Raw genomic sequence first — 23565 nt, forward strand, 5'->3', positions numbered from 1 at the left:
TGCAACTGGTCCGGGGCGGCGGCTCCGTGAGTACCCCGCCGTACGTACATCGCGGTACACCGCCGTGCCTGTGCGCGGGGTCATTCCAGGAGTGGCAGTACCTCCTTGCCCAGCCGCGCCACGTTCTCCTCCGTGGTCACGAGATCCCCGGAACCCTCCACCAGGAGCGCGAAGCGGGTGATGCCCGTGCGCTCGGCGGTGGCGGCGAGACGGTCGGCCGCCAGCTCCGGTGTGCCCACCGGATGAAGGCCGCAGAGCAGCTCCGCGTACTCGACGGGGTCCCGCATGACGCGGTGCCGGCCGTCGACCGTCACATGCGCGTCGAGCCCCTGCCGCAACCAGCCCGGCATCGCCTTCACCAGCGTCTCGACGGCGTCCTCCGTGCGGTCGGCGATCTGGGCCACGCCCGCCGAGACGTGCCCCGCCGCGCGCACCCGCTCCGGGCTGTGCCCCGCCGCCAGCGCGCGGGACCGCCACAGCGCCACCATCTCCGCCTTGTCCGCGTCCCCGCAGTGCATGCCGAGCAGCATCGGCAGGGCGTGCTCGGCGGCCAGCTCGACCGTCTTGCGCGAGGTGCAGGCGACGACCACCTCGGGCCCGCCCGCGCCGTCCGTGCCGTCCGCGTCGAGCAGTTCGCCGGCCCGGGGGACGACCGCCACCTCGCGGAACCCGTACCGCCCGCCCCGGCCCGCCACGCGCGGCTTCCGCAGCCAGTCGAGCAGCAGCTCCAGGGACTCCGGGAAGCCCTTCTCGTACGCCTCCAGGCCGCCGCCGAACACCTCCAGGTCCACCCAGGGGCCGCCCCGGCCCACGCCCAGGCTGAACCGGCCGCCGCTGGTGAGGTGGAGCAGCGCCGCCTGCTCGCCGAGCGCCACCGGGTGCTGCGTGGGCAGCACGCTCACCGCCGTGCCGACGCGGATGCGCCGGGTGCGGCCGAGCAGCTGCGCGGCCAGCGTGACGGCGGACGGGCACACCCCGTACGGCACGAAATGATGTTCGGCCAGCCAGACCGCGTCGAGCCCGGACTCCTCCGCGACCTCGGCGGACCGGATCGCGCGGTGCAGCGCTTCCCCCGGTCCCTGGCCCGGAAACTGGGCCGCCAGTACGAACGTTCCCACACGCATCGCGAATTGCCTCCTTGCGGCCGACGCGGCTCTCCCCATGCCGGCAACAACGTCTGACACGTGCCAAAGGCACGGTCCGGCCCGCAGTTGTTGCGATTTTCCGGTAACCAGTGGCATCACCGGACCCCGTAACGACCGGCCCACCGCCCGAATGGCCCGAGGGGGTGTCTCGCCGGTCGGGGGCGGGTCCGCGGCGTCCGGCACGGCACCTCGCGGCGTTGTCGTCAATCACCAACGCTCCGCGTTGACTCAATCCTCCGCCTTGCGATGCACCGCACCGGACGCCGCGGCCTGATCCGCCCCCGACCGGCGAGACACCCCCTAGGCTTGAAGCAACCTGCCCGCCCGTTTCCGTGAGGTGAAACACGTGTCCCCGCGCCGTAACCGCCCCAAAGGCGGCGAGAGCCGCAACGACGACAGCGCGAGCGGAGCGGGCGACCGGTACGGCGGGGGCGGGCGTACCGAGGAGTGGCAGGGCGAGGAGTGGTCCGTGCGCCCGGTCAGCGGGGCGAGCGCGGCCGGCAAGCGCTACCGCTGCCCCGGCTGCGACCAGGAGATCCCGTCCGGCGTCCCGCATCTGGTGGCCTGGTCCGAGTACGGCGGGGTGGACGACCGCAGGCACTGGCACAAGGCCTGCTGGAACGCGAAGGACCGCCGCACCACACGGGTGCAGCGGTCCAGGAACGCGCCTCGCCACTGAGCGGCGGCGGGGCTCAGACGTCGCGCTGGTTCATCGACAGGTACGCGCCGCCCATGGCGACGGCGGTGACGCCGATGATGATCCACAGCGGCTCCCAGCCGGACGGGCCGGACGACGTGACCGCGTTGTCGTAGAAGACGCTCAGCTGGTTCGGGATCGAGTACTCCAGCAGGGCGTCCCGGAGCTTCTCCAGCGAGCTGCCGAACATGAAGATGGCCAGCACGAGCGGCAGCAGCACCACGCCGATCATGATGGTGATCGCCCCGGCCGAGTGCCGGATCAGCGCGCCGACCGCGAGCGCGAGCAGCCCCAGCGTCGCCACGTACAGGCCGACGCCGACCGTGGCGCGCAGCCACTCCTCGCCGGTGGGCGACGCCGCGTCCAGCATGGACGTCTGGATCAGGGCCACCAGCGAGGTCATCACCGCGGTCAGGACGAAGGTCAGCAGGAAGAACACCAGGGCCTTGGCGCCGAGCACCCGGCCCCGGCCGGGGCAGGCCGTCAGCGTCGTACGGATCATGCCCGTGCCGTACTCCGAGGCGATCGTCATCACGCCGAGCGTGATCACGCAGATGGTGCCGAGCAGCACGCCGAAGAAGCCGAGGCTCAGCACCGGGGTGCCGCTGATGTCCTGGTCGGAGGCGGACACCGCGACGGCCGCGAGCACCCCGATGACCAGCAGCAGCGCGGTCATGATGCCCAGCGTCCACATGGTCGAGCGAACGGACTTGATCTTGGTCCACTCGGAGGCGATCGCGTCGCCGAGCGTCGCGGGGCGCACCGGGATCGGCGAGGTGTAGAAGCCCTGTGGCTGCTGGGGCGCCTGCGGGTACGCCTGCTGCGGCGCGGCCTGCTGGTACGGCGCCTGGGGCGCCGGCGGCGTGGACGGCGTGGTCATCGGGGGTCCTCGCTGGTGTCGCGCTTGGTCAGGTCTGCGGGAGCCGCGGCGGGCGCGGGCGGGGCCGGAGCGGCGGGCGCCGGGGCCGCGGGCGCGGCCGGCGCGGGTGCCTGCGCCGGGGCGGCCGCGTACGGGTTCTGGCCGGGCGGCGGCGGGGCGTACCAGCCCTGCTGCGGCATGTCCGGGACGGGCTGCTGCTGCGGCGGCGGGGTGTGTCCGGGCGGCTGCCCGTAACCGGCGTACGGCGGCTGCTGCTGGAGGTGGGCCTTCTGGTCCACCGTCGAGCGGTAGTCCACGGCGCCCTGCGTCATCCGCATGTACGCCTCTTCGAGGGACGCCTGGTGCGGCGACAGCTCCCACAGCCGGACGTCCGACTCATGGGCGAGATCGCTGATCCGGGGGAGGGCGAGACCGGTGACCCGCAGGGCCCCGTCCGGCTCGGACAGCACCTGGCCGCCCGCCTCGGTCAGCGTCGCGGTCAGCTTCTCGCGGGCCTCGGGCTTCTCGTCCGGGACGCGCACCCGGGCGAAGTCGGCCGAATTGGCCGAGATGAAGTCCTTGACGCTCATGTCGGCCATCAGCTGGCCGCGGCCGATGACGATCAGATGGTCGGCGGTCAGCGCCATCTCGCTCATCAGATGGCTGGACACGAAGACCGTGCGGCCCTCGGACGCCAGCATCTTCATCAGATTGCGGACCCAGAGGATGCCCTCCGGGTCGAGACCGTTGACCGGCTCGTCGAACAGGAGCACCTGCGGGTCGCCGAGCAGCGCGGCCGCGATGCCCAGGCGCTGCCCCATGCCCAGCGAGAAGCCCTTGGAGCGCTTGCGGGCCACGTCCTGGAGGCCCACCACGCCCAGCACCTCGTCCACCCGGGCCTCGGGGATGCCGGCCAGCTGGGCGAGCGACAGGAGGTGGTTGCGGGCGCTCCGGCCGCCGTGCACGGCCTTGGCGTCGAGCAGGGCTCCCACCTGGCGGGGCGCGTTCGGCAGGCTCCGGAACTCATGGCCGCCGATGGTCACCCGGCCCGCCGTCGGCCGGTCCAGACCGAGGATCATCCGCATGGTGGTGGACTTGCCGGACCCGTTGGGACCGAGGAAGCCGGTGACGGCCCCCGGCCGCACCTGGAAGGAAAGGTTGTACACGGCCGTCTTCGCGCCATAGCGCTTGGTCAGGCCGACTGCCTCGATCATGCTCCAGCCCCATCGACTAACTGTCGTCGGGGCACACGCCGTCCTGCCGTACGCCCCCCGTACGAGCCTGTGTGCGAACCCGCGCCCGGGTCCGGGGCGCCTGGCACCTCCGCCTCCGGCGTTGTCGTCGGTCGCGATGGCTCCGCCATCACTCCCTCCTCCGCCTTGGATTCGAAGGCACCAGGCGCCCCGGCCTGATCCGGACGAGGGTTCGCACACAGGCTCCAAGAGTTAGGAGCATATCCATGCCTTGACGGTTCCGACCAAGTCGGCAAAGCCGGGTCCGACCAAGTCGGCGCAGCCGGGTCCGGCCCGGTGAGCGGGCCGGACCGTGCTCACGCGTCCCGCGTCCTCAGCACGAGGTAGCCGCCGATCAGCGCCGCCGCCACCCACGCCACCATGATCAGCAGCCCGGTCCACGGCCCGTACGGCCCCGGGGAACTGCCCATCGCGTCCGGCACCACCTGCATGATCTTGGAGCCCGCCTGGTCCGGGAAGTACCGGGCGACGTCCTTGGCCTTCGGCACCGCCGACAGGATCTGCGAGACCAGGAAGAAGAACGGCATCAGGATGCCCAGCGACAGCATGGAGCTGCGCAGCATCGCGGCCACCCCCATGGAGAACACCGCGATCAGCCCCATGTAGATCCCGGCGCCGAACACCGCGCGCAGCACATTGTCCGCGCCGATCGTCGTCCCGTGGTCGCCCAGCAGCGCCTGGCCCAGGAAGAACGAGACGAAGCTGGTGACCACGCCGACCACCAGGGCCAGCACGCCGGCCACCAGAACCTTGCTGAACAGGAAGGAGCCTCGCCTCGGCACGGCGGCCAGCGAGGTGCGGATCATGCCCGAGCTGTACTCCGTACCGACGACGAGCACCCCGAACACCACCATCGCCAGCTGGCCGAGGATCATCCCGGAGAAGCTGATGAACGTCGGGTCGAAGGTGGCTTGTTCCTCCGGCTTGAGATCGCCGAACTGCGTGTTCATCAGCGCGCACAGGGCCGCGCCCATCGCGACGGTGACCGCGAACGCCGAGATCAGCGTCCAGGTGGTGGAGGAGACCGTACGGATCTTGGTCCATTCGGACGTCAGGACCGCGGAGACCGAAGCCATCGTCATGCCCCCTCTTCCCCGTCGCCGGGCCGCTGGACCCAGCCCTCGCCCCATGGCCGGTCCGGCGGTGGCGCCCCGGGACCGCCGGGCTCCGAGTGCGCGTGGTACTCCACCGCGCCCGCCGTCATCTGCATGAACGCCTCCTCCAGCGACGCCCGCTGGGCGCTCAGCTCGTGCAGCGTGAGGGAGTGCCGGGCGGCCAGGTCACCGAGGTCCTCGGTCGCCGCACCGTCCACCTCCAGCGAGCCGTCCCCCGCCTCGATCGCGACGACGCCCTCCTCGTGCAGCACATCGCGCAGCCGCTCCTGCTGCGGGGAGCGCAGCCGGACGTAACTGCGCGAGTTCTCGTGGATGAAGTCGGCCATCGACGTGTCGGCGAGCAGCCTGCCCTGGCCGATCACGATCAGATGGTCGGCGGTCAGCGCCATCTCGCTCATCAGATGCGAGGAGACGAAGATCGTCCGGCCCTGCCCGGCGAGCGTCTTCATCAGATTCCTGATCCAGTGGATGCCCTCCGGGTCGAGACCGTTGACCGGCTCGTCGAACATCAGGATCTGCGGATCACCGAGCAGCGCCGACGCGATGCCGAGACGCTGGCCCATGCCGAGCGAGAAGCCCTTGGACTTCTTCTTCGCCACGGCGGTCAGCCCGACCGTCTCCAGCACCTCCGCGACCCGGCGCTCCGGAATGCGGTTGCTCTGCGCCAGACAGAGCAGATTGTTGTACGCGCTGCGCCCGCCGTGCATCGCCTTGGCGTCCAGCAGCGCCCCGATGTATTTCAGCGGCTCGGACAGATCCCGGTACGGCCTGCCGTCAATACGCACGGAACCGCTCGTGGGGTGGTCGAGATCGAGCATCATCCGCATCGTGGTGGACTTGCCCGCCCCGTTGGGCCCCAGAAAACCCGTCACCATGCCTGGTTTGATCACGCACGACAACTCGTCGACGGCGACCTTGCTCCCGAAGCGCTTCGTAAGGCCATCCAACTCGATCATGCGTTCACGCTAGAACGTCGGCGTGCCCGGCGCCACCACAAAGGCGGAACCGGGCACACACGTCATACAACCGGAACCGGCGGAACAACCGGAACCGGCGGAACGGCCGGACTCAGCGGGTCTGCTGGGCCGGGACGCCCCGGGAGGCGGGCTCCTCGTCGGCGGGGGAGCCGGCGGCGGCCACCGCGGCACCCGTCAGCGTCGCCAGCATCTCGCGGACGTTGGTCAGCTGCGCGTTGATCGAGTCGCGGCGGTTGGTGAGGGCCGCCAGTTCGCGCTCCGACTCGCTGCGGATGCGGTCCGCCTTCGCGTTGGCGTCCGCCACGATGTCCTCGGACTGACGCTGCGCGGTCTCCACCGTCTGACGGGCCCGGCGCTCGGCGTCCGTACGGAGCTTCTCGGCCTCCAGACGGAGCTGCTCGGCGCGGTGCTCGATCTCGGCGAGGCGCTTCTCGGCCTTGGCCTGACGGGACGCGAGGTCGCGCTCCGACTGGTCGCGGCGCTTGGCCAGGTTGGTCTCGAAGTCCGCTGCGGCCTGGGCGGCCTTGGCACGGGTCTCCTCGAAGAGGGCGTCGGCCTCCTCGCGCTTCTGCGCCGCGTCCTTCTGCGCGTCGGCACGCAGCGTGGTGGCCTCACCCTTGGCCTTGTCGACGATGCGGACGCCGTCGTCCTCGGCCTTGGCCTTGCGCTCGGCGGCGAAGGTCTCGGCATCGTTGCGCACCTGCTGGGCGGCGGACTCGGCGAGCTCACGGTGCTGCTCGGCGGCGCGACGGGCCTCCTCGCGCAGGTCCTTCGCCTCCTCCTCGGCCAGGCGCAGGATCTTCTCCACACGCGCGCCGAGACCCGCGTACGACGGCTCCGCGTCGGTCACCTGGGCCTGGGCGTTCTGCGTCTCGAGGTGCAGCTCCTCGATGCGCTTTTCCAACGACGTGATACGGGCGAGAGCACTGTCACGGTCGGCGACGAGCTTGGTAATGCGGTCGTCCACCTGACCGCGGTCGTAACCACGCCGCACGAGTTCGAAGCCGAAGGGGGAGGAAGGGTCACTCATGAGGTTCCTGTCGAAGTGAGACCGGTGAGGTGATAGAGGGAATCCTAGGGGCCGGAACGGCGTGTCATCGAGTGGATGCGGTTTTGGTCCGGAGAATGACACCCCTTTTGAGTGGCGGACCCCCGTTTCCGAGTGGCGGACCCCCGAAACCCCCGCCACCCGGACGAATGAAGAACCGTGCGGAACCATGAACGACAGCCGGCCGGCTACCCATCGGACGACTTGCCGCCCGATCGAGTGCCCGCCGAGGCACCCGCCTTGACACCGTTGGCCGGAGCGGAGCCCCCGCCCTTGCCCCCGGCCGCCGGGGTCTCGAAGGACTCCAACGCCTCCAGCACGTCCTGGACACGCGAGATCTCCGTGTTGATGTCCTCGCGCCGGCGCACCAGGACCTCCAGCTCGTGCCGGCCCTCGTCCACCACCCGCTTCGCCTCGGCCTCGGCGTCGGCCCGCAGCTTCTCGGCCTCGCGCACCAGGCTGGCCTTCTTCTGCTCGGCCTCCTTCAGCAGCGACTCCGCCCGCTTCACCGCCGCGATCCGGACCTTGCTCGCCTCCGAATTCGCGTCGGACAGCAGCTCCTTGGCCTTCGCCGCCGCCTCGTCGCGCTGCTCGGTCGCCGCCTTCATCAGCTTGTCGACGCGCTCGCCCGCCGTCTTCATCTGCTCGGCCGTCTCCCGGCGGGCCCGGTCGTGCAGCTCCTGGATCTCGCCCTCCAGACGGGTCCTCAGCTCCTCGGCCCGCTCCCGGATCTGCGTCGCGTCCCGGCGCGCGCCGACCAGCAGCTCGTCCGCGTCCGTCCGGGCCCGCTCCACCAGCGAGTTGCCCTCGACCGTCGCCGCCGACGTGATCCGCACGGCCTCCTTGCGCGCCGCGCCGACCATCGTGTCGGCCTGCTCCTCGGCCTCCGTGGCGACGCGCAGCGCCTCCTCACGGGCCTTGTCGATCAGCTGGTCCGCCTGCTCCGCCGCGTCCGCCCGGCGCTTCGACGCGGCCTCCCGCGCCTCGTCGAGCAGCCGGTCCGCCTCCTGCCGCGCCTGAGCCCGCATCTGCTCGGCCGCCGCCTCGGCATCCGCCCGCAGCCGCTCCGACTCCTCACGGGTGCGCGCCGCGTGCTCCTGCGCCGAGCCCACGGTCGCCGAGGCCTCCGCACGCATCCGCTCCGCGTCGCCCGCGGCCTCCTCGCCCGTCCGGGCCGCCTGCCGCTCCGCCTCCGTGCGCAGCCGCTCCGCCTCGGCGGTCGCCTCGGACACCAGCCGGTCGACCTGGGCCGCCGCCTCCGACCGCATCCGGTTGGCGTCCTCGCGCGCCTCCGCCCGGCTGCGCGCCGCGTCCTGTTCGGCCGACGCCAGCGCGTCCGACGCCTCCGTACGCATCCGCTGGCTGTACTCGGCGGTGTCCGCCCGCAGCCGCTCGGACTCCGAGATCGCCTCGGAGACCGTACGCTCCGCCATCGCCTTCGCGGCGTCCGTCTCCTCCTTGGCCACCTCACGGATACGGGAGGCGTCCTCGCCGGCCCGCTCCCGCTCCGCGTGCGCGTCGGCCCGCAGCCGGTCGGCCTCCTCCTGCGCCTCGGACTTCGTCCGCTCCGCGACATGCTCCGCCGCGGACCGCAGCCCGGCGATCTCCTCCTCGGCCTGCTCCTGGAGCCCGCTGACCGAATCCCGCACCTGCTGGGCGGTCTGCTCGGCCGCCGCGACCAGCTCGGCCGCCCGCGTCTCCGCCTCGCCCGTCAGCCGCTGCGCCTCGGCCTGCGCCTCCTCGACCCGCTTGCGCGCGGAGGCCAGCAGCTCCTCGCCGCGCTCACGGGCCTGCTCGCGCTCCCGGCCCGCCTCGGTCCTGGCCGCGTCCAGCGTCTCCTCGGCCGCCCGCCGGCGCCGGTTCGCCTCCTCCTGCGCGGCGGCCAGCGCCTCCGCGGCCTCCTCGCCCACCCGCTCGGCCGCGGCAGCGGCCTCCGACCGCATCCGGTCGGCGCTCTCCCGCGCCTCCGTCTTCAGCCGCTCCGCCTCGGTGGCCGCATCGGTACGCAGCCGTACGGCGACGGCCTCGCCCTCCGCACGGGACTGCGAGGCGTCCGCCGCGGCCTCGTCGCGCAGCCGCTGCGCCTCGGCCTCCGCCTGCTCCCGGAGCGAGCGGACCCGCTCGGCCGCCTCGGTGCGCAGCCGCTCGGACTCCTCGCCCGCCTCGCGCCGGATGCGCTCCGCCTCCGTACGCGCCTCGGCGAGCGCCTGCTCGGCGGCGGCCAGCCGGGTCTCCGCCTCGCCCTGCAGCCGGGCCAGCTCCTCGGCGGCCTCCGACTGCCGGGCCGCGACCGCGCGCTCGGTCTCCTCGCGCAGCGCGGCCGCCGCCTCGTCGGCCGCGGTCCGCGCCGCCTCGGCCTGCTCCTCCGCCTCCGAGCGCAGCTGCTCCGCCTCGGCGCGGGCCCGCTCCAGCGCCTCCTCGGCCTGCTTGCGCAGGGCCGCCGAACGCTCGGCCGCCTCGCCCCGGACCCGCTCGCTCTCGGCGGTCGCGGCGCCGCGCAGCTCCTCCGCGTCGGCCTTGGCCTTCGCGAGCAGCTCCTCGGCGGTCTTCGCGCCCTCCTCGATCTGCTGAAGGGCCTCCCGGCGGGCCTCGCCCCGGATGCGCTCGCCCTCGGCGACCGCCTCGGAGCGCAGCTGCGCGGCCTCGCCCCGCAGCCGGCGCGCCTCCTCCTGGAGCTCGACCGTCTTGGCCCGGTACTCCTTGGTGTCGTCCTTGGCCGCGCCCTTGAGCTGGTCGGCCTGCTCGGCGGCCTCGCCGCGCAGCCGGTCCGCCTCGGCCTCCGCCTCGCGGCGGATGCGCTCGGCCTCCTCCGCCGACGCCCGCGTGGCCGACTTCGCGTCCTCGGACGCTTTGCTCAGGATCTCCTCGGCGGACCGGGCCGCCTTCGCGAGCTGGGCCGCCGCGTCCTCGGCGGCGGCGGTGCGCGCGGCCTCGGCCGCCTCGGCACGCAGCCGCTCGGCCTCGGCACGGGCGTCGGCGAGCGCCTGCTCGGCCTCCGCCTTGAGGGTCTCGGCCTCCTTGGTGGCCTCCCCGACCAGCCGGGCGATCTCCGACTTGGCGGTACGGGTGCGCTGCTCGTTCTGCGACTCGGCACCGGCCAGCCGCTTGGCCGCCGCCTCCTTGGCCTCCGCGAGGACCTTCTCGGCCTCCAGGCGGGCCTCGCGCAGCTGGGTCTCCGCCTCCTGCATGCGCTGCTCGGCGGCCCGGTTCAGCTCGGTCGTCCGCTGCCGGGTCTGCTCGGTCTCCGCCGTCGTCGTCAGCCGCAGCTGCTCCGCGTGGCTGGTGGCCTCCTGGGCCTGGCCCGCGGCCACGCCGATCATCCGCTCGGCGTCCTTGCGGGCGCGCAGCAGGATCGCCTCCGCCTCGGCACGGGCCGCCTCCGCCTCCGAGCCGACGCGCCGGCGCGTCTCCTCGGCCAGCCGGGCGGCCTCCGCGCGGGCGCCGGTCAGCGCCTGCTCGGCCTCGGCACGGGACTCCTCCAGGAGCCGGCGGGCCTGCGACTCCGTCCGGGCCCGCAACTGCTCGGCCCAGGCGACGTTCTCGTTGACGTGCGACTCGACGGTCTGGCGGCGCTCCGCCAACTCCTGGTCGAGCTGCTGCCTGCGTTGCACGGCCTCGTTGTGCAGCTCGGCCTGGAGGCGGGCCTGGTGCTCCGCGTGCTCCTGGAGGATGCGCTGCGTCTGCGCCCGCGCCTCGCGCAGCTCGCGCTCGGCGTCACTGCGCAACTGCTCGGCCTGGACCTGGGCGTTACGGAGCATCTGCTCCGCCTGGTAGCCGATGTCCGCGCTGTCGTAGGCGGGACGCATCGCCAGACTGCGCCGCGCCTCGTGCAGCTTGGCGCGCAGGACTTCGACCTGGTAGCCGAGGTCCTCTGCGTGCTGGACGGCCTTCTCCCGGTCGGTCCTGAGCCGGTCCATCTCGGCCTCGAACCGCGAGAGGTGGTCGTCTTCAGCTCGGTGGCTCTCCTGGCGTTCGTAGCCCCGCACTGCGCGGTCCCATCCTTCCCCGAGCTCTCAACACGTTCGGGGAATGGTGACAGATCAACGGCTGGGGACGCGGCGCGCCCCCGACCCGGCCCCGGCCCGGAAGAGCCCACTCTACCGGGCCCGGTAGGGCTCGGGTCAGTGCTCCTTCCTCGCCGTGACGAGTTCGGTGAGGACCCCGTGGCAGTCCTTGGGGTGCAGGAAGGTGATCCGGGACCCCATCGACCCCGTCCTGGGCTCCTCGTACAGCACCCGGACGCCCTTGCCGCCGATGTCCGCCGCGTCCGCGTCCACGTCGGCCGTGCCGAACGCGATGTGATGCACGCCCTCCCCGTTCCTGGCCAGCCACTTGCCCACGGCGGAGTCCTCGCGGGTGGGTTCGAGGAGCTGGAGGTACGAGGCGCCGCCGTCGGACGTATCGTTGATCTTGAGCATGGCCTCCCGCACCCCCTGCTCCTCGTTGACCTCGGAGTGGTGGACCTCGAACCCGTAGGTCGAGCGGTAGAACTCGACAGTCGCGTCGAGGTCGAAACAGGCGATCCCGATGTGGTCGATTCGCGTCAGCATGGCTCCAGTGCAACGCGCTCCCGATGGTTACGCAACGTGCGCGCGATCACACCCGTGGGCGGATGACGGGGCGGGTACCGCTCAGTACATTCAAGTAAACCCTCGTTCACATCTACTCCAAGGGGCTGTGCCTCATGTCAGGAACGACCGGTACCACCTCCGTGATCGTCGCGGGCGCCCGGACGCCCATGGGCCGGCTCCTCGGCTCCCTGAAGAGCTTCTCGGCGGCCGACCTCGGCGGCTTCGCCATCAAGGCGGCGCTGGACCGGGCCGGCATCGGCGGCGACCAGGTCGACTACGTGATCATGGGGCAGGTCCTCCAGGCCGGCGCGGGCCAGATCCCGGCCCGCCAGGCGGCGGTCAAGGCCGGCATCCCGATGAACGTCCCCGCGCTCACCGTCAACAAGGTGTGCCTCTCCGGGCTCGACGCCATCGCCCTGGCCGACCAGCTCATCCGCGCCGGTGAGTTCGACATCGTGGTGGCCGGCGGCCAGGAGTCCATGACCAACGCCCCGCACCTGCTCCCCAAGTCCCGCGAGGGCCACAAGTACGGCGCGATCGAGATGCTCGACTCCATGGCGCACGACGGTCTGACCGACGCCTACGAGAACATCCCGATGGGCCAGTCCACCGAGCAGCACAACACCCGCCTCGGGCTCGACCGCGCCGCCCAGGACGAGATCGGCGCCCAGTCCCACCAGCGCGCCGCCGCCGCCCAGAAGAACGGCCTGTTCGAGGCCGAGATCACCCCGGTCGAGATCCCGCAGCGCAAGGGCGACCCGGTCCTCTTCGCCAAGGACGAGGGCATCCGCCCCGAGACCACCGTCGAGTCCCTCGGCAAGCTGCGCCCCGCCTTCGCCAAGGACGGCACGATCACCGCGGGCACCTCCTCGCAGATCTCCGACGGCGCCGCCGCGGTCGTCGTCATGAGCAAGGCCAAGGCCGAGGAGCTGGGCCTGGAGTGGATCGCCGAGATCGGCGCCCACGGCAATGTCGCCGGCCCCGACAACTCCCTCCAGTCGCAGCCGTCCAACGCCATCCGGCACGCCCTCGCGAAGGAAGGCATCGGCGTCGAGGACCTCGACCTCATCGAGATCAACGAGGCGTTCGCGGCCGTCGCCGTCCAGTCCATGAAGGACCTCGGCGTCGACTCGGAGAAGGTCAACGTCAACGGCGGCGCCATCGCGCTGGGCCACCCCATCGGCATGTCCGGCGCCCGCCTGGTGCTGCACCTGGCGCTGGAGCTCAAGCGGCGCGGCGGCGGCACCGGCGCGGCGGCCCTGTGCGGCGGCGGCGGCCAGGGCGACGCGCTGATCGTGCGCGTCCCCCGCAAGTAGCAGAGCACCCGGTACGAGAGACACGCGGCGACGAGACGGAGCGGTGATGGTGGACGTCCCCACCCTGGTGGAGCAGGCCCGCGCGGGGCGACCTCGGGCGGTGGCCCGGCTCATCTCCCTGGTGGAGGGGGCCTCGCCGCAGCTGCGCGAGGTGATGGCCGCCCTCGCGCCGCTGGCCGGCGGCGCGTACGTCGTCGGCCTGACCGGCTCGCCCGGCGTCGGCAAGTCCACCTCCACGTCGGCGCTCGTCGCCGCGTACCGGCGCCAGGGCAAGCGGGTCGCCGTCCTGGCCGTCGACCCGTCCTCGCCGTTCTCCGGCGGCGCGCTGCTCGGCGACCGGGTCCGGATGTCGGACCACGCGTCGGACCCCGGCGTCTACATCCGCTCCATGGCGACCCGCGGCCACCTCGGCGGCCTCGCCTGGGCGGCCCCGCAGGCGATCCGGGTGCTGGACGCGTCGGGCTTCGACGTGATCCTGGTGGAGACCGTGGGCGTCGGCCAGTCCGAGGTGGAGATCGCCTCGCAGGCCGACACCTCCGTCGTCCTCCTCGCCCCGGGCATGGGCGACGGCATCCAGGCCGCCAAGGCGGGCATCCTGGAGATCGGCGACGTGTACGTCGTGAACAAGGCCGACCGGGACGGCGCCGACGCCACCGCCCGCGAGCTGAACCACATGCTCGGCCTCGGCGAGGCCCGCGGCCCCGGCGACTGGCGCCCGCCCATCGTCAAGACGGTCGCCGCACGGGGCCAGGGCGTCGACGAGGTCGTCGAGGCCCTGGAGAAGCACCGGGCCTGGATGGAGGAGCACGGCGTCCTGACCGAACGGCGCACCTCCCGCGCCGCCCGCGAGGTCGAGACGATCGCGGTCACCCGCCTGCGCGAGCGCATCGGCACCCTGCACGGCGACCGCCGCCTGGACGCCCTGGCCGCCCGCATCGTGACGGGCCGGCTGGACCCGTACGCGGCGGCGGACGAACTGGTCGCGGGCCTCACCGGCGAGGACTGACGGGGCAGGACGCGCGAGCGGCGGGCACGGGCCGGTCATGGGCGTCCCGGCCGGGTGGACGGAGGACGCCGTGACCCCGGCCGTGATCAGCCGGACATGCTCCAGTGTCCCGCCGCCGGTTTCACACCCCCGCCCGCAAGGTCTCGGCAGGCAGGACCCGGGCAGCGGCGAGGGCCGGGTACAGGCCCGCGAGCAGCCCTACGACGAGGCCCACCAACGGCCCCATCGATACGACCGAGGGGTCGAGAACCACGAGCCAGTCCTTGGCCAGACAGGTCACCGCGGTGATCTGGATGCCCAGTACCGTCCCCACGACACCGCCCAGAACGCCCACCAGGCCGCTCTCGACACAGAACTGGCCCGCCACCGCACGGCGTGACGCGCCGAGTGCCCTGCGCAGCCCGATCTCGGACCGGCGCTCCAGGACCGAGACATAGGCGGTGTTGCTCACGCCGAGCGCGCCCACCCCGAGCGAGACCGCGGCCAGGCCGAGAAACAGGGCACGAGTCTGCGCCTCGACCCCCTGTCGCAGGGAACGGGGATCCGGCGGAACCAGCGCGACGAGCTTGTCCGGTGCCCTCGGCGCGAGGGCGAAGGGCGCCTCGCGGCCGATCTGATCGGCCGCGCCCAACTCGGTGGCGAGGATCATTTCCGCCGGAGCGAACTTCAGCCGGGCGGGGTCCCGCAACGCAGTCCAGTAGGGCAGCACGACCGCGCTCGTCAGATCGGTGTCGCCGTCCGGCGCACGGAACACTCCGACGACGGTGAACCTCACTCCGTTGATGTGGATCACCGATCCCGTCCGTCCGCCGCCCACGGTCAGGCGTGCGGCGGCGGCGGTGTCGATGACCGCCACACGCTCATGGCGCGACTCGTGCCCCGCGTCGAACCACCGTCCACGCACGAGTTCCGCGGACATCGCCTCCAGAGCCTCGGACTGCGCGGCCATCACGGTCGCTTCGGGCAGCGCGGTCGCCTCGGAGCCGGCCAGCCGCGAGACGTCCGCCTGCTCGCTCGCCTTGCTGATCAGCCCGGCCGCGCGGACCCCGTTCAGCTCACGGGCACGGTCGGCGGTCTCGGGGGCGGGCCTCGGACGGACGCCGGACACGGCCTCGGACGGGTATTTCACCGTCACCCGAGTCGCCTTGAGCGCGTCGAACTGGTCCGAGACGGCTCCTGCGGCACTTGCGGTGATACCGAGGGTCGCCAGGGCGGCTGCCAGACCCACCGAGATTCCCGCCATGGTCAAGAAGGTGCGGAAACGGCGTCCGAAGAGCGCCAGGAACGCTTGCACGAGCAGGTCGACGGCCGAGGTACGAGGGCCGTTCGACGTGCCGCCCCGCTTACCGCGTACGGACCTACGCCGCGCCGCGCGCCTGGGAGACATGACCGTCCACCACCTTGAAAACACGATCCGCGCGGGAAGCGACGTCCGGGTCGTGAGTGACGACGACCACCGCGCGGTCCTCCTCCACGAGATCGGCCAGTAGATCCATGACACGAGCGGAGTTGGCCGTGTCGAGATTTCCGGTCGGCTCGTCGCACAGAACCACCGCCGGCCGGTGCACGATGGCCCGGGCGACCGCGACTCTCTGACGCTCGCCGCCGGACAGCGTCACCGGCCGGACGTCCAGCCGGTGACCCAACCCCACTGATCTCAGTGCGGCCTCGGCACGCGAGCGCCGTCGTGACCGCGGAACGCCGAGGTGCACCAGCGGAAGAGTGACGTTCTGCACGCACGTCAGATGGGGGACGAGGTGAAACGCCTGGAAGACGAATCCCAGTGTCCCGGCGCGCAATGCCGTCCGGTCCCGTTCCGAAAGGTCCGTGGCGTCCTCACCCCGAAGCAGATAGCGGCCGCCGGTGGGGGTGTCGAGCAGCCCGAGGACACTGAGCAGTGTCGACTTTCCGCTGCCGGAAGGGCCCACCACGGCCACGAGCTCCCCGGGCAGGATCGTCAGATCCACGCCCCGCAACGCCTCCACGGGCGGCGGCCCCTGGTACGTCTTGGTGATCGCGGACAGCGCGATGACCGGCGCACGATCAGCCATCGGTGCCCCCCGCGGCCGAACTGTCTCCCCGTCGCGTCAGCATGACCTTCTGGGAAGCGCGCAGACCGTCGTCAAGAGCTCTGACGGCGGTCAGTCCGTCGTAGGTGAACAGCACTTCCACGGACACGTCCCGCTTCGACCCGTTCTCCAGGACCGTGACCGAAGCCGAGCCGCCCAGGTCGGTCCAGACCGCGGAGACCGGCACCGTCAGAGAGTCAGCGGGGCTCTTCCGGAGCTCGACCGTGATCTGCTGACGGGCACCGTCCTTGGCCGTTCCGGCAGGCGGGACGAACAGCGCCTCGTACGTGTCGCTCTTGCCCTCGTCCGCACCCTCGTCCCCCTTGCCCTCGCCCGCCACCGCTCTGAGAGAGCCCAGCGAGCCGGTTCGCCCGTCGTACGGCCCCTCACCGAAACGGATCACGGCGTCGTCGGGCATGTCACGCAGCCGTGTGCGCTGGTCGGCGGTGAGCGTGGCCCGCACCTGGCGCCCCCCGCTTCCCACTGTCACCAGCGGTCCATCGGCGGTGTCGCCGACCTCGGCGCTCACCCGCACCACGGTGGCGGGAACTGCGGCGACGTACGTCACCTCGGCGGCGGGCAGCGTTCCGCCGACGGTGTCCTGATGCTGTTCGGGCGCTCGCGCGGCGGACGTGGCCCGGTCCGAAGCCTCGTCCCCGGAGGCGGGTGGCTGCCCCGTCCCGCCGTCCGTCTCGGCTCCACCGCGTGCCCGGGTACCGGGGGAGGCGTCGGCCGACGCGGCTTCGTCTCCGGACTCGGCGGCTTCCGGCGGGGCGGTCGACCGAGGGGCCTCGTAGCCCGCGGCCGCGTAGAGACGACGCACCGCGTCAGCCGTCGCAGGGCCGTAGGTGCCGGTGACCGCGACGCCGTACAGCGGCCGCAACGCCCGCTGCAACTGCCGGACGTCCGGCCCCTTGTCGCCGATGCGCAGATCCCGGTACGCCGGAAAGCGGCCGGGAAGCAGCAGCACCGGGCGACCGGAGACCTCCGCGACGACGGCGCCGCCGCGCAGGCTCTCGCCGGCCTTCGCCGGGAGCCCGGTCACCACGGCACGACTGGTGCCCTCCGGCCGCACCCCGCTGATGGTGGTGCGCGACGAGGTCTGGACACGTCCCGTCAATTCCAGACGTTCCACGATCCGCTGGTCCGAGACGGTGGCCGTCACATCGGAAGGTGGCGGCGGTCCGGCGTTCGCCGCGCGCTGTTCGGGTGTCCTCGCCTGGGAGGCGATCCACCAGACGGACCCGCAGCTGCCGAAGAGCGCGAGCACCACGACCGCGATGACGAGGCCGCGCCGTGATCCTCTGCGGCCACGATGTCCGGACGGCTGGTCCCTGGACGATTCTTCAAGGGGTTCCGGGCTCATTGTCAGTTCTACGACGTCTTCCGAAGGAGCTGCTGGGCCTTGTCCTTGGCCTTGGTGATGAGTTCGAGCCAGGCCGTGATCTCGGCCTCGTGCTCGACCAGCGATGTCGCGGAGGCACGGCTCTTGGCCTCTCGGGCCTTGGAGTTCAGCGCGGTCTTCTCGCCGCACGCCGCGTCGGCCTTCGCCTGCTTGATCTCGGACCGCTGCGCCTCGTCGAGGGCGTCCGTGTCGCCGTCCGGAATTCCGGCGTAATACGACATCGCCGTCTTCCGCGCCTTCTCAGGCGTATCCACTTCGCCGTATCCCTTCGCCTTCAGGCAGGTCGCCCAGGCGGAAAGCGCGTTCTGATAGTCGTCGTCCTCCGCGAGGATTTCCGCGCTGTTCTGTTTGACGGTGTTGTAAACCGTCCAGTTCAGGCGAAGGTATTCCTTGACGTCGCCGTAGACGGCCTTGAGGGTCTCGCCGCGGCACCCCTTCGACGGCACCATGACCTTGCCGCCTCCGAAGTCGAACTCGACCCCGCCCTCGGGCCTGTCCACATACCCGTCCATCGCCATGGAGTGCTTGCGCTTCACCTCGGTGGGCAAGGCGTCGAAGGAGTCGGTACTCTCCTCCACCTTCTGGTTCTCCGGTCGGCGGGGGTCCACGCCGTACCCGACTTTCCGGGCGGTCTCCGCGGTCGGCGACAACTCGATGGCACGGCCTGCGGCGTCGCCGGCACCACTGCTTCTGCCCTCGTCCGGGAAGACCGTGAATCCCTTGGCCGCCATGCATTTGCGGATCAGCTTGGTTTCGGCGGCGCGTTCCTGGGCCAGCGCCGCGTTGGCGCTGTCGAGCGCGGACTGGGCCCTTCGAGCCGTCGCGAGGTCCTCCGCCGAGGTTTCGGAGGAGCATCCGGAGATCAGCGACAGCAATGCCGCGCCCGAGATCGCGGCTGTGCGCGCCGTACGCTTGTTCATGGTCGGTGCCCTTGTCGTGTGTGCGGCCGGGGCCGCCACCCGGGACCGGGTGGCGGCCCCTCATTCAGCGGTTCAGCAGCCGGAACCGTCGTTCAGGGTGTTGCTGGCACCGTCGTCGTTGGCGTCCCAGTAGTAGTCCACGGACCCGCCGGGGACGAGGCAGACCTCGACACCCAGCGACATCCAGCGGCCACCGTAGGTCTTGGAGGACTGGCTGCGGCGGTTCCACCAGGAACTGTCGTTCTCATACACGGCGGGCATGTCGATGTCCCAACGCGCGGACTCGTACTTCGTCCGGTACATCGAGTTGTTCGTGCTGAAGTTGCTGTCCTTGTATATGCAGAAATTTCCGCTGTAGCACGTACGGTCCACCGCGGCGGCCGACGAGGCCGTCCCGATGACGCCCGCCACAGCCAGGACAGCCACAAAGGCAGCCGAGATCTTCTTGAACATGTTCACTCTCCCACGTAAATCCTGAACAGGTCTGTGGAAGGGGAATTGGGCAGCCGCAACCCCGCCCCCCCGGCGGCTTTCATGATCATACGATGCGCACAGTTGACCCACAACTCAACTTTTGTGTGAGCGTGCCTGATTGGCGCTGCTGTCCTGTTTGCCTGCAATGGTCTGCCGCCCACGCGAACAAGGTGCCGGATGTGGTGGTGTCAGCCCTTTTGGCCGAGTGGTGTGCGTTCCGCGTCGCCCGCGTTCGGTGTTTCACGCGAGTGAGCGCGCGCCGGGAAGTCTCCGGCGCGCGCTCACTCGTGTCGTCAGCGGCCTTGATTGTCAGGCGTTGAACCCTTCGGTCCGGGTGCCGTTGATGAATGCCCGCCACTCGGTCTCGGTGAAGGCGAGGAACGGGCCACTCGTGTCCTTGGAGTCACGAACCGCCCGACCGCCGCCGGGGAGGCCGGCGACCTCCACGCAGTTGCCCTGGTTGCCGGAGTACGAAGACTTCGCCCAGGCGAGGTCTTCCGTGGGGATCGGGTTCGTGTGCGTCACTTGTCTGCCGTTTCTGCTATGGCCCTGCGAATCAAGGCCCTGGATTTGCTCACATCGCACGCTGCCACGTTGAGACGTCGAAACAGCGTCCGGTATTTCTCGGTGTCGGCCTTCTCCTCGTAGTACACGGTGCCGGTGGTCGACTCCGCGTAGGCGACATCCGACTCCGAGGACGAGGGGAAGCCCATGATGACGAACGGGCCGAACAGCGCCGCGTTCAGCGCGCTTTCGCCGGGCAGGATCTGCAGCTCCACGTTGGTCTCCTCGCCGGCCGCGAGGAGGTGTTCCAGCTGTTCGCGCATGACTTCCGCGCTGCCGACAGCGTGTCTCAGTATCGACTCCGAGAGAATGACCCGCAGGTGGATGGGGTTGTCTCCGCCGAGAACCTTGCGGCGCTCCTCGCGCACCTTGACCATCGTGCTGATGTGTTCGTCCGAGGCGTCCGGCACCTGGACCTTGATGACGGCCTCTGTGTAAGCGGGAGTCTGCAGGAGCCCCGGAATCAGGCTGGTCTCGACGTCATAGATCTCGGAGGCGTCCGACTCGATCGCGATATAGGCCGCGTACGCCGAGTCGACGAGGTTCCCGTACTGGGCCCACCAGCCCTTGCGTTTGGCGTCCCTCGACAGCTTCTCGATCTCGGCGCGCTGCGTGCCGTTCGTGACGTTGTACGCGTCGAGCAGCGCTCTGAGGTCGAGCAGCCGGATTCCGGACTGGGCGTTCTCGATCCTGGTCATCTTGGATTCCGCGCAACCGAGGACCTCTGCGGCGTCCGAGTGTTTCAAGCCCGCTTTCAAGCGTAGATCCCGCAACGTTCGCGCCAGCCGCCGTTGCCGGATGGTCGGGTTGTACGTGATCGGCACTCCGCGACCTCCCCTCTGTCCGGGGGCCAGTCTGCCCGACACCGCCCCGCCGCAGCAACGTCCAGCAGAGACCACCGGAATGGGTACTTGACACTTTGGTGCCCCCAGGGTGCATGGTGGCTAGGTGCTTGCCGATGGGTCCGATTCATGGGCGACACAAGGAAGGTGACGTTCCGTCACGCGAGACAGCACCCGCGTCAGGGGGCCACATGAGCAGTACCCATCGGTTAAGTGTTCGGTATCCGCGAGCCAAGGCGAGCGTCGGAAGGCGCGTGAGTTCGCGCGCACCTTCATCGGCGGGGCCGGGTGCGCCGGGTTGTCGGAAGACCTCGTGCAGGTCGTCTCGGAGCTGGTCGCGAATGCCGTGGTGCACGGCAGAACGGCTCGCGGCCGGCAGGTCGAGGTCACGATCGACGGGGACGCGGAGCGCGTACGGGTCGAAGTCCGGGACGTCGGCGACGGAATGCCGCGAATGCCGCGGGACCGGCGCCCTCTGGCGGTGTCCGGCCGAGGGCTCGGGATCGTGGACGCCCTGTCCACCTCATGGGGTGTGACGGAACGGGTCATCGGTAAGACGGTCCGGGCCGAGATCCAGGCCGAAGGAGCCGTGTGAGGAGATGAGGTCCGTCATGCGGTACGTGGACCACACGCTGGGTCCGGACCCCGACGCCCAGCAGGACCTGGCACACGCGTGGTGCATGTCGTGCGGCGAGAGGTCCCCGGAGACGCTGGAGAAGGGCACCGTCCAGGACTGGTGTCTGAGACACAGCGGGCGGACACGGCACACCAGCTACCGGGCCGTAGTCACGAACTACTTCGTCGTTCGGCCCGCGGATGAGTTCATGTAGTACGCCTTCGAGGCCGGCGGTCCGCATCCGGTCGGCACCGGAGCCGCCACGGGGGCCGTTGGGGCCGGGGCGGAGCGGGGCAGAGCGCGTGCTCGTGCCTCCGCCCCTTCCGCCGGCCCGTCAGCCCCGGACCGTCCCCGATTCCGTGTCCACGGTCAGTTCACGCTCTCCGCCGCGCTCGGTCCGCACCTCGACCTCCCAGTGCGGCGCGCCGTCCCCGTGCTCGTCGTCCAGCTCCACCGACGTCACCGCGCCCGGCGCCGACTTCAGCGCGGCGGCCACCGCGTCCCGCAACGACACGGAAACGCTCCGGGGCGCACGCCGGTCGCGATCGTCGTCGTCCCGGTCGATCTGCCGGCCGAGCACCTTTCCGCTCTCCGCGTCCACCGTCACCTCGTGCCAGGCCCGGTCGGAGCCGTACACGTCCAGCTCCCAGACCGGCCCGCCGTCCTCGTCGTCCAACTCCGCCTCCGTGACCGTGCCGGGGACGGCCTTGACCGCGGCCGCGACCGCGTCGCCGACCTCGATCCGGGCGGTGGCATCGTCGCTCGCGGCGGCGCTCCGGCCGGTCCCGCGCCCGTCGCGGCCGTCGTGGTGGTCGCCGTCCGAGAGGGCGGCGGCGGTGGCGGCCCCGCCGCCGGCGAGCACGGCCGCGGTCACGACACCGATGACGATCTTGCGCTTCATGAGGGTTCCTCCCCGTACAGGTGGGCTGACTGGCTTGCCCACCACCCTGCCGGGGCGATGCTGAACGCAGCCTGAAGCCACCTGAAACCTTCTTCAGCTCAGTCGGGACGCTTCTGGCCCGTGATGTACTCCTTCACCGCAGTGAGTGGCGCTCCGCCGCAGGATGCCGCGAAGTAGGACGGGGACCAGAAGTGTGCGCCCCACAGGTACTTCCGGATGTGGTCGGGGAACTCTTGCCGGAGTCGGCGGGCGGACACGCCCTTGAGGGAGCCGACCAGTCGGGACAGGGCGACCTTCGGCGGATAGTGCACCAGGAGATGTACGTGGTCGCGTTCGCCGTTGAACTCCACCAGCTCGGTCTCGAAGTCCGCGCACACGGCCCGCATGATCTCTTCGCAGCGCGTAAGGATCTCGTCCGTGAACGGTCCGCGTCGGTATTTGGGTGTGAAGACCAAGTGGGCGTGGAGGGTATAAGTGACCGTTCGACCCCTGCGGATATTGGGGTTTGGCTCCCAGCGAGGTGACAAAGACCAACTGTAGTACGATGCCCGCATGAAGCTCGTGACGCGGGTGAAGCTGATGCCGGAGGCCGGTCAGGCCGCCGCGCTGCGCTCCACCCTGCGCACGGTCAACGAGGCCGCCTGCTGGGTGTCGGCGGTGGCGTTCGATCATGGTGTGCCGCGTGAGTACGAGCTGCGCAAGCACACCTACACCGAGTTGAAGGCCCGGGGGCTGGGGGCACAGGCCGCCCAGCACGTCATCAAGAAGACCCACGACGCCTACACCACGTTGAAGGCGAACATCAAGGCGGGGAACCTGGGAAAGCCGGGTTCGAAGCGGCGGATCAGGGCGGAGTCGAAGCCGGTCACGTTCCGGCCCGGGGCCGCGCAGCCGTATGACGATCGTTGCCTGTCCTGGCAGTACGACGCCGCAACGGTGTCGGTCTGGACGGTGGCCGGACGTCTCAAGGGCGTGCGGTTCGCCTGCTCGCCGGACGCGTTGAAGATGCTGCGCGAGCACCGCAGGGGCGAGTCGGACCTGATCGAACGCGACGGCGTGTTCTACCTCGTCGCCGTCTGCGACATCCCCGAGCCCGAGGTGTACGAGCCGGACGGGTTCGTCGGCGTCGACCTCGGCATCGTCAACATCGCCACCACGTCCACCGGGTACCGGGCCGCCGGCCGGGGCCTGAAGCGGCACCGCAAGCGACAGCTCGACCTGCGGCGCACGTTGCAGGCCAAGGGCACCAAGTCCGCGAAGCGTCTCCTGAAGAAGCGTTCGCGGAAGGAAGCCCGGCATACCGCCAACGTCAACCACATCGTCTCGAAGAAGATCGTCACCACCGCTGAACGCACCGGCTCCGGTATCGCCCTCGAAGACCTGACGGGCATCCGCAGCCGGGTACGGCTCCGCAAGGACCAGCGGTCATCTCTGCACTCGTGGAGCTTCCACCAGCTTGCCTCCTTCGTGGAGTACAAGGCACGCCGGGCCGGGGTGCCGCTGGTGTACGTCGATCCGGCCCACACCAGCCGGCAGTGCTCCGAGTGCGGTCACATCGACCGGAAGAACCGTGTCGGTCAAGCGACGTTCGCGTGCCGGGCCTGCGGGTTCCTGGCCGACGCGGACGACAACGCGTCCCACAACCTCGCCCGCAAGGGCGAGGCCGTGTGGACCGCGGGGCGTGAGTCACGCGTCCCTGCCACCCCGTAAAGGGGTGTCTGGACGGAGGAGCCAACCCGGCAGCCAGTCGGGCGCTACCTCCAAACCCGGTCCTCCAGGACCGGGTC

22 protein-coding genes and 1 pseudogene are annotated in these 23565 nt (G+C 70.9%); 6 read left to right on the forward strand and 17 right to left on the reverse strand.

Going from position 1 to position 23565, the window contains the following annotated elements; all coding sequences use genetic code 11:
- Nucleotides 1-80: 80 nt before the first annotated feature.
- Entirely contained in the window at nucleotides 81-1124 is a 1044-nt protein-coding gene (locus DNK56_RS25795) for an LLM class flavin-dependent oxidoreductase (protein ID WP_111338220.1), read from the reverse strand.
- A 367-nt stretch (nucleotides 1125-1491) separates the two neighbouring features.
- On the opposite strand from DNK56_RS25795, the gene DNK56_RS25800 reads away from it, so the two are divergent.
- Entirely contained in the window at nucleotides 1492-1824 is a 333-nt protein-coding gene (locus DNK56_RS25800) for an ATP/GTP-binding protein (protein WP_111338221.1), read from the forward strand.
- Nucleotides 1825-1837: 13 nt separating this feature from the next.
- On the opposite strand, the gene DNK56_RS25805 is transcribed toward DNK56_RS25800, so the two are convergent.
- The 7 genes from DNK56_RS25805 to mce form a co-directional block, all read right to left on the reverse strand.
- The gene (locus DNK56_RS25805; protein ID WP_111338222.1) at nucleotides 1838-2722 is read right to left on the reverse strand and encodes an ABC transporter permease subunit; all 885 of its coding nucleotides are present in this window, start codon (nucleotides 2720-2722) and stop codon (nucleotides 1838-1840) included.
- Nucleotides 2719-3915 carry an ABC transporter ATP-binding protein gene (locus tag DNK56_RS25810; protein WP_111338223.1) on the reverse strand — a complete coding sequence of 399 codons (1197 nt, stop codon included), beginning with the start codon at nucleotides 3913-3915 and terminating at the stop codon, nucleotides 2719-2721. Before DNK56_RS25810 ends, DNK56_RS25805 begins: the two co-directional genes overlap by 4 nt.
- Before the next feature lie 335 nt (nucleotides 3916-4250).
- On the reverse strand, nucleotides 4251-5030 hold the full coding sequence (locus DNK56_RS25815) for an ABC transporter permease subunit (protein WP_111339605.1): 780 nt from the start codon (nucleotides 5028-5030) through the stop codon (nucleotides 4251-4253).
- Nucleotides 5031-5032: 2 nt separating this feature from the next.
- Nucleotides 5033-6025 (reverse strand): ATP-binding cassette domain-containing protein, encoded by a 993-nt coding sequence (locus DNK56_RS25820; RefSeq protein ID WP_111338224.1) that lies wholly within the window; start codon nucleotides 6023-6025, stop codon nucleotides 5033-5035.
- A gap of 112 nt (nucleotides 6026-6137) precedes the next feature.
- Complete coding sequence (locus DNK56_RS25825; protein ID WP_111338225.1) at nucleotides 6138-7076, reverse strand: cellulose-binding protein; 939 nt, start codon at nucleotides 7074-7076, stop codon at nucleotides 6138-6140.
- A 206-nt stretch (nucleotides 7077-7282) separates the two neighbouring features.
- Entirely contained in the window at nucleotides 7283-11080 is a 3798-nt protein-coding gene (scy, locus tag DNK56_RS25830) for a polarized growth protein Scy (protein ID WP_111338226.1), read from the reverse strand.
- 135 nt (nucleotides 11081-11215) lie between these two features.
- Nucleotides 11216-11644, reverse strand: coding sequence for a methylmalonyl-CoA epimerase (gene mce, locus DNK56_RS25835; protein ID WP_111338227.1), 429 nt, complete (start codon nucleotides 11642-11644; stop codon nucleotides 11216-11218).
- Between the two features lie 134 nt (nucleotides 11645-11778).
- On the opposite strand from mce, the gene DNK56_RS25840 reads away from it, so the two are divergent.
- Together DNK56_RS25840 and meaB are read left to right on the forward strand one after the other, a co-directional pair.
- Nucleotides 11779-12981, forward strand: coding sequence for an acetyl-CoA C-acetyltransferase (locus DNK56_RS25840; RefSeq protein ID WP_111338228.1), 1203 nt, complete (start codon nucleotides 11779-11781; stop codon nucleotides 12979-12981).
- Nucleotides 12982-13027: 46 nt separating this feature from the next.
- On the forward strand, nucleotides 13028-13987 hold the full coding sequence (gene meaB / locus DNK56_RS25845; RefSeq protein ID WP_111338229.1) for a methylmalonyl Co-A mutase-associated GTPase MeaB: 960 nt from the start codon (nucleotides 13028-13030) through the stop codon (nucleotides 13985-13987).
- A 121-nt stretch (nucleotides 13988-14108) separates the two neighbouring features.
- On the opposite strand, the gene DNK56_RS25850 is transcribed toward meaB, so the two are convergent.
- From DNK56_RS25850 to DNK56_RS25880, 7 genes are all read right to left on the reverse strand, one after another.
- Nucleotides 14109-15230: an ABC transporter permease gene (locus tag DNK56_RS25850; protein ID WP_158558476.1), complete on the reverse strand. Its 1122-nt coding sequence runs from the start codon at nucleotides 15228-15230 to the stop codon at nucleotides 14109-14111.
- A gap of 115 nt (nucleotides 15231-15345) precedes the next feature.
- A complete protein-coding gene (locus DNK56_RS25855) occupies nucleotides 15346-15954 on the reverse strand; it encodes an ABC transporter ATP-binding protein (RefSeq protein ID WP_241990081.1) in 609 nt (202 codons plus the stop codon).
- Between the two features lie 76 nt (nucleotides 15955-16030).
- Complete coding sequence (locus tag DNK56_RS25860) at nucleotides 16031-17329, reverse strand: peptidoglycan-binding protein (protein ID WP_158558475.1); 1299 nt, start codon at nucleotides 17327-17329, stop codon at nucleotides 16031-16033.
- Between the two features lie 101 nt (nucleotides 17330-17430).
- Nucleotides 17431-18381 carry a hypothetical protein gene (locus DNK56_RS25865; protein WP_111338233.1) on the reverse strand — a complete coding sequence of 317 codons (951 nt, stop codon included), beginning with the start codon at nucleotides 18379-18381 and terminating at the stop codon, nucleotides 17431-17433.
- Between the two features lie 72 nt (nucleotides 18382-18453).
- Nucleotides 18454-18834 (reverse strand): peptidase inhibitor family I36 protein, encoded by a 381-nt coding sequence (locus DNK56_RS25870; protein WP_146610427.1) that lies wholly within the window; start codon nucleotides 18832-18834, stop codon nucleotides 18454-18456.
- A gap of 330 nt (nucleotides 18835-19164) precedes the next feature.
- A complete protein-coding gene (locus DNK56_RS25875) occupies nucleotides 19165-19380 on the reverse strand; it encodes a DUF397 domain-containing protein (protein ID WP_111338235.1) in 216 nt (71 codons plus the stop codon).
- Nucleotides 19377-20243, reverse strand: coding sequence for a helix-turn-helix domain-containing protein (locus DNK56_RS25880; RefSeq protein WP_111338236.1), 867 nt, complete (start codon nucleotides 20241-20243; stop codon nucleotides 19377-19379). The genes DNK56_RS25875 and DNK56_RS25880 overlap by 4 nt, the downstream gene beginning before the upstream one ends.
- Before the next feature lie 256 nt (nucleotides 20244-20499).
- Here DNK56_RS25880 and DNK56_RS25885 point away from each other — a divergent pair.
- Both DNK56_RS25885 and DNK56_RS25890 read left to right on the forward strand, forming a co-directional pair.
- A pseudogene (locus DNK56_RS25885) lies at nucleotides 20500-20856 on the forward strand (ATP-binding protein); the annotation flags it as partial.
- 4 nt (nucleotides 20857-20860) lie between these two features.
- Complete coding sequence (locus tag DNK56_RS25890) at nucleotides 20861-21091, forward strand: DUF7848 domain-containing protein (protein ID WP_111338238.1); 231 nt, start codon at nucleotides 20861-20863, stop codon at nucleotides 21089-21091.
- A 120-nt stretch (nucleotides 21092-21211) separates the two neighbouring features.
- Here DNK56_RS25890 and DNK56_RS25895 read toward each other — a convergent pair whose 3' ends face one another.
- A complete protein-coding gene (locus DNK56_RS25895) occupies nucleotides 21212-21778 on the reverse strand; it encodes a PepSY domain-containing protein (protein WP_111338239.1) in 567 nt (188 codons plus the stop codon).
- 98 nt (nucleotides 21779-21876) lie between these two features.
- Nucleotides 21877-22332 (reverse strand): IS200/IS605 family transposase, encoded by a 456-nt coding sequence (gene tnpA, locus DNK56_RS25900; protein WP_111338240.1) that lies wholly within the window; start codon nucleotides 22330-22332, stop codon nucleotides 21877-21879.
- On the opposite strand from tnpA, the gene DNK56_RS25905 reads away from it, so the two are divergent.
- Entirely contained in the window at nucleotides 22331-23488 is a 1158-nt protein-coding gene (locus DNK56_RS25905; protein ID WP_111338241.1) for an RNA-guided endonuclease InsQ/TnpB family protein, read from the forward strand. The two genes, tnpA and DNK56_RS25905, sit on opposite strands and share 2 nt — an antisense overlap.
- The last annotated feature ends 77 nt before the right edge of the window (nucleotides 23489-23565 follow it).

Origin of the sequence: Streptomyces sp. AC1-42W (genome assembly GCF_003248355.1) — a bacterium.
GTDB lineage: Bacteria > Actinomycetota > Actinomycetes > Streptomycetales > Streptomycetaceae > Streptomyces.

What these genes read in the sequence shown, in the direction of transcription:
- DNK56_RS25870 (WP_146610427.1), bottom strand. Translation starts at nt 18,834, where the DNA reads ATGTTCAAGAAGATCTCGGCTGCCTTTGTGGCTGTCCTGGCTGTGGCG.
- tnpA (WP_111338240.1), bottom strand. Translation starts at nt 22,332, where the DNA reads ATGCGGGCATCGTACTACAGTTGGTCTTTGTCACCTCGCTGGGAGCCA.
- DNK56_RS25805 (WP_111338222.1), bottom strand. Translation starts at nt 2,722, where the DNA reads ATGACCACGCCGTCCACGCCGCCGGCGCCCCAGGCGCCGTACCAGCAG.
- DNK56_RS25815 (WP_111339605.1), bottom strand. Translation starts at nt 5,030, where the DNA reads ATGGCTTCGGTCTCCGCGGTCCTGACGTCCGAATGGACCAAGATCCGT.
- DNK56_RS25810 (WP_111338223.1), bottom strand. Translation starts at nt 3,915, where the DNA reads ATGATCGAGGCAGTCGGCCTGACCAAGCGCTATGGCGCGAAGACGGCC.
- mce (WP_111338227.1), bottom strand. Translation starts at nt 11,644, where the DNA reads ATGCTGACGCGAATCGACCACATCGGGATCGCCTGTTTCGACCTCGAC.
- DNK56_RS25795 (WP_111338220.1), bottom strand. Translation starts at nt 1,124, where the DNA reads ATGCGTGTGGGAACGTTCGTACTGGCGGCCCAGTTTCCGGGCCAGGGA.
- DNK56_RS25820 (WP_111338224.1), bottom strand. Translation starts at nt 6,025, where the DNA reads ATGATCGAGTTGGATGGCCTTACGAAGCGCTTCGGGAGCAAGGTCGCC.
- DNK56_RS25850 (WP_158558476.1), bottom strand. Translation starts at nt 15,230, where the DNA reads ATGGCGGGAATCTCGGTGGGTCTGGCAGCCGCCCTGGCGACCCTCGGT.
- meaB (WP_111338229.1), top strand. Translation starts at nt 13,028, where the DNA reads ATGGTGGACGTCCCCACCCTGGTGGAGCAGGCCCGCGCGGGGCGACCT.
- DNK56_RS25825 (WP_111338225.1), bottom strand. Translation starts at nt 7,076, where the DNA reads ATGAGTGACCCTTCCTCCCCCTTCGGCTTCGAACTCGTGCGGCGTGGT.
- DNK56_RS25890 (WP_111338238.1), top strand. Translation starts at nt 20,861, where the DNA reads ATGAGGTCCGTCATGCGGTACGTGGACCACACGCTGGGTCCGGACCCC.
- DNK56_RS25905 (WP_111338241.1), top strand. Translation starts at nt 22,331, where the DNA reads ATGAAGCTCGTGACGCGGGTGAAGCTGATGCCGGAGGCCGGTCAGGCC.
- DNK56_RS25895 (WP_111338239.1), bottom strand. Translation starts at nt 21,778, where the DNA reads ATGAAGCGCAAGATCGTCATCGGTGTCGTGACCGCGGCCGTGCTCGCC.
- DNK56_RS25865 (WP_111338233.1), bottom strand. Translation starts at nt 18,381, where the DNA reads ATGAACAAGCGTACGGCGCGCACAGCCGCGATCTCGGGCGCGGCATTG.
- DNK56_RS25840 (WP_111338228.1), top strand. Translation starts at nt 11,779, where the DNA reads ATGTCAGGAACGACCGGTACCACCTCCGTGATCGTCGCGGGCGCCCGG.